The following is a 5,396-nucleotide window of genomic DNA, read 5'->3' on the forward strand; positions in this document are numbered from 1 at the left end:
GTTTGTCCGGCGGTGTCCTACTCTCCCACACCCTCCCGAGTGCAGTACCATCGGCGCTGGAGGGCTTAGCTTCCGGGTTCGGAATGTTACCGGGCGTTTCCCCTCCGCCATGACCGCCGTAACTCTATGAACATATCAACCAACCAACAGGGTTGTTGTGTGTTCAGAGTTGCACAGTGGACGCGTAGCAGCTTGGTAGTCAAGTCCTCGGCCTATTAGTACCGGTCAACTGAACCCGTTACCGGGCTTACATTTCCGGCCTATCAACCCAGTCGTCTAGCTGGGGGCCTTACCCCACCAAGGTGGGTGGGATACCTCATCTTGAAGCGAGCTTCCCGCTTAGATGCTTTCAGCGGTTATCCCTTCCGAACGTAGCTAACCAGCCGTGCCCCTGGCGGGACAACTGGCACACCAGAGGTTCGTCCGTCCCGGTCCTCTCGTACTAGGGACAGCCCTTCTCAAGTATCCTACGCGCACGGCGGATAGGGACCGAACTGTCTCACGACGTTCTAAACCCAGCTCGCGTACCGCTTTAATGGGCGAACAGCCCAACCCTTGGGACCTGCTACAGCCCCAGGATGCGACGAGCCGACATCGAGGTGCCAAACCATCCCGTCGATATGGACTCTTGGGGAAGATCAGCCTGTTATCCCCGGGGTACCTTTTATCCGTTGAGCGACACCGCTTCCACATGCCAGTGCCGGATCACTAGTCCCGACTTTCGTCCCTGCTCGACCTGTCAGTCTCACAGTCAAGCTCCCTTGTGCACTTGCACTCAACACCTGATTGCCAACCAGGCTGAGGGAACCTTTGGGCGCCTCCGTTACCCTTTAGGAGGCAACCGCCCCAGTTAAACTACCCACCAGACACTGTCCCTGAACCGGATAACGGTCCGAAGTTAGATACCCAAATCAACCAGAGTGGTATTTCAAGATTGCCTCCACCCATACTGGCGTATGGACTTCACCGGCTCCCACCTATCCTACACAAGCTAATTCAGATACCAATGTCAAGCTATAGTAAAGGTCCCGGGGTCTTTCCGTCCTGCCGCGCGTAACGAGCATCTTTACTCGTAATGCAATTTCGCCGGGCCTGTGGTTGAGACAGTGGGGAAGTCGTTACGCCATTCGTGCAGGTCGGAACTTACCCGACAAGGAATTTCGCTACCTTAGGATGGTTATAGTTACCACCGCCGTTTACTGGCGCTTAAGTTCTCCGCTTCGCCCCGAAGAGCTAACAGGTCCCCTTAACGTTCCAGCACCGGGCAGGCGTCAGTCCATATACATCGAATTACTTCTTCGCATGGACCTGTGTTTTTAGTAAACAGTCGCTTCCCCCTGCTCTCTGCGGCCATACAACGCTCCACCCGCATGGGGCTTCACGTCTCCGGCCCCCCTTCTCCCTAAGTTACGGGGGCAATTTGCCGAGTTCCTTAACCACAGTTCGCCCGATCGCCTCGGTATTCTCTACCTGACCACCTGTGTCGGTTTGGGGTACGGGCCGCTAAGAACTCGCTAGAGGCTTTTCTCGGCAGCATAGGATCACTGACTTCACCTGAATCGGCTCGGCATCACGTCTCAGCCTATATGCGCCGCGGATTTGCCTACGGCACGGCCTACACGCTTACCCCGGCACAACCACCGGCCGGGATCAGCTACCTTCCTGCGTCACCCCATCGCTTGACTACTACCCGCCAGGTTCCCACGCTCCCCACCATAGGTCCGAAGACCGCCGGCAGTTCGGGTGGTTAGCACAACGAGGTTCGTCAGGGACGCTCTTTCGCGGGTACGGGAATATCAACCCGTTGTCCATCGACTACGCCTCTCGGCCTCGCCTTAGGTCCCGACTCACCCAGGGCGGATTAGCCTGGCCCTGGAACCCTTGGTCATCCGGCGGAAGGGTTTCTCACCCTTCTTTCGCTACTCATGCCTGCATTCTCACTCGTGCCGCGTCCACAACTGGGTCACCCCGCTGCTTCACCCCCGGCACGACGCTCCCCTACCCATCCACACACCTGCATGCCCCATCAAGGAGACACGAAGTTATTGCGTGAATGCCACAGCTTCGGCGGTGTGCTTGAGCCCCGCTACATTGTCGGCGCGGAACCACTTGACCAGTGAGCTATTACGCACTCTTTAAAGGGTGGCTGCTTCTAAGCCAACCTCCTGGTTGTCTATGCGACCCCACATCCTTTTCCACTTAGCACACGCTTAGGGGCCTTAGCTGGTGATCTGGGCTGTTTCCCTCTCGACTACGAAGCTTATCCCCCGCAGTCTCACTGCCGCGCTCTCACTTACCGGCATTCGGAGTTTGGCTGATTTCGGTAAGCTTGTGGGCCCCCTAGACCATCCAGTGCTCTACCTCCGGCAAGAAACACGCGACGCTGCACCTAAATGCATTTCGGGGAGAACCAGCTATCACGGAGTTTGATTGGCCTTTCACCCCTAACCACAGGTCATCCCCCAACTTTTCAACGTTGGTGGGTTCGGCCCTCCACGCGGTCTTACCCGCGCTTCAGCCTGCCCATGGCTAGATCACTCCGCTTCGGGTCTAGAGCATGCGACTGAAAACGCCCTATTCAGACTCGCTTTCGCTACGGCTCCCCCACACGGGTTAACCTCGCCACATGCCACTAACTCGCAGGCTCATTCTTCAAAAGGCACGCCGTCACCCCGCAAGGCTCCGACGGATTGTAGGCGAACGGTTTCAGGTACTATTTCACTCCCCTCCCGGGGTACTTTTCACCATTCCCTCACGGTACTTGTCCGCTATCGGTCACCAGGAAGTATTTAGGCTTACCAGGTGGTCCTGGCAGATTCACGGCAGATTTCAGGAGTCCGCCGCTACTCGGGAACACCCACAGAAGACCAGCAGCTTTCACCTACCGGACTATCACCGTCTACGGTCAGCCATTCCAGACTGTTCGACTAACCACTGGCTTTGTAACTTCTCGAATGCGTGTCAGCACACTCAGCAGGGTCCCACAACCCCGACCACGCAACCCCTGACAGGTATCACACGCCGCCGGTTTAGCCTCAATCCGCTTTCGCTCGCCACTACTCACGGAATCACTATTTGTTTTCTCTTCCTACGGGTACTGAGATGTTTCACTTCCCCGCGTTCCCCCCACACACCCTATGTGTTCAGGTGCGGGTGACATCACATGACTGATGCCGGGTTCCCCCATTCGGACACCCTGGGATCACAGCTTGGTTGACAGCTCCCCCAGGCCTATCGCGGCCTCCCACGTCCTTCATCGGCTCCTGGTGCCAAGGCATTCACCGTTCGCCCTTGACAACTTGACCACAAAGATGCTCGCGTCCACTGTGCAATTCTCAACAAACAACCAACCCACAACCCACAAGCCCCACACCTGCAACCCACAAGGATCACGGTTTGCGAGACCAGGCCATGCCTGGCGCCTTCCGCCCCCGGAACACAATCCACAGGGGCATCTCAAGGCTCTGAAAGACAACCACACGGGTTGTTCCTTCAGGACCCAACAGGGTGCCTACATCCGTCCCCAGCCGCACCACAGTCTCGTTCCCACCACCCCGAAGAGCAGCTGTACTAGAGAATCCGTGGCCGTTGCCGACGACCGACTTGCCAGTGTCTCCGCCATCTGAGCACCCCACCACCACATTCGGGCAGCGCGGGCTCCATACCACCTTTCGGTGGATGGTGCTCCTTAGAAAGGAGGTGATCCAGCCGCACCTTCCGGTACGGCTACCTTGTTACGACTTCGTCCCAATCGCCAGCCCCACCTTCGACGGCTCCCTCCACAAGGGTTGGGCCACCGGCTTCGGGTGTTGCCGACTTTCGTGACGTGACGGGCGGTGTGTACAAGGCCCGGGAACGTATTCACCGCAGCGTTGCTGATCTGCGATTACTAGCGACTCCGACTTCACGGGGTCGAGTTGCAGACCCCGATCCGAACTGAGACCGGCTTTTTGGGATTCGCTCCACCTCACGGTATCGCAGCCCATTGTACCGGCCATTGTAGCATGCGTGAAGCCCTGGACATAAGGGGCATGATGACTTGACGTCATCCCCACCTTCCTCCGAGTTGACCCCGGCAGTCTTCGATGAGTCCCCGCCATAACGCGCTGGCAACATCGAACGAGGGTTGCGCTCGTTGCGGGACTTAACCCAACATCTCACGACACGAGCTGACGACAGCCATGCACCACCTGTGACCGCCCCCGAAGGACCTGCCATCTCTGACAGTTTTGCGGCCATGTCAAACCCAGGTAAGGTTCTTCGCGTTGCATCGAATTAATCCGCATGCTCCGCCGCTTGTGCGGGCCCCCGTCAATTCCTTTGAGTTTTAGCCTTGCGGCCGTACTCCCCAGGCGGGGCGCTTAATGCGTTAGCTGCGGCACAGGGAACCGGAGAGGCCCCCCACACCTAGCGCCCAACGTTTACAGCGTGGACTACCAGGGTATCTAATCCTGTTCGCTCCCCACGCTTTCGCTCCTCAGCGTCAGTATCGGCCCAGAGACCCGCCTTCGCCACCGGTGTTCCTCCTGATATCTGCGCATTTCACCGCTACACCAGGAATTCCAGTCTCCCCTACCGAACTCTAGCCTGCCCGTATCGACTGCAGGCCCGCAGTTGAGCTGCGGGTTTTCACAGTCGACGCGACAAGCCGCCTACGAGCTCTTTACGCCCAATAAATCCGGACAACGCTCGCGCCCTACGTCTTACCGCGGCTGCTGGCACGTAGTTGGCCGGCGCTTCTTCTGCAGGTACCGTCACTTACGCTTCGTCCCTGCTGAAAGAGGTTTACAACCCGAAGGCCGTCATCCCTCACGCGGCGTCGCTGCATCAGGCTTCCGCCCATTGTGCAATATTCCCCACTGCTGCCTCCCGTAGGAGTCTGGGCCGTGTCTCAGTCCCAGTGTGGCCGGTCGCCCTCTCAGGCCGGCTACCCGTCGTCGCCTTGGTAGGCCATCACCCCACCAACAAGCTGATAGGCCGCGAGCCCATCCCAAGCCGAAAAACTTTCCACCCAACACCATGCGGCGCAAGGTAATATTCGGTATTAGCCCCGGTTTCCCGGGGTTATCCCAAAGCCTGGGGCAGGTTGCTCACGTGTTACTCACCCGTTCGCCGCTCGAGTACCCCGAAGGGCCTTTCCGCTCGACTTGCATGTGTTAAGCACGCCGCCAGCGTTCGTCCTGAGCCAGGATCAAACTCTCCAACAAAAACTTGTCGAACAGCAATCAACCTGGCAACAAAAAGTGTTGCCAAAGGAATCCCAACCAGCAACCATTCAAAAGAACAGCCACCAGTCCGGGGTATAAAACAATTGGCACTGGCTTTACAAGCACCCTGTTGAGTTCTCAAAGAACAACCACACACCAACCAGAAACCCCACCACCGTGGAGCACCCG

3 rRNA genes are annotated in these 5,396 nt (G+C 57.8%); all 3 read right to left on the minus strand.

From position 1 onward, the window contains the following. Window positions 1-4: 4 nt before the first annotated feature. A 5S ribosomal RNA gene (gene rrf, locus ACFYO8_RS29575) occupies window positions 5-121 on the minus strand. Window positions 122-195: 74 nt separating this feature from the next. Next, a 23S ribosomal RNA gene (locus tag ACFYO8_RS29580) occupies window positions 196-3,305 on the minus strand. A gap of 387 nt (window positions 3,306-3,692) precedes the next feature. Then, window positions 3,693-5,207, minus strand: a 16S ribosomal RNA gene (locus tag ACFYO8_RS29585). Together the 16S, 23S and 5S rRNA genes form the textbook arrangement of a ribosomal RNA operon. Window positions 5,208-5,396: the final 189 nt, after the last annotated feature.

The organism is Micromonospora sp. NPDC005257 (assembly GCF_042872445.1).
Lineage (GTDB): Bacteria > Actinomycetota > Actinomycetes > Mycobacteriales > Micromonosporaceae > Micromonospora.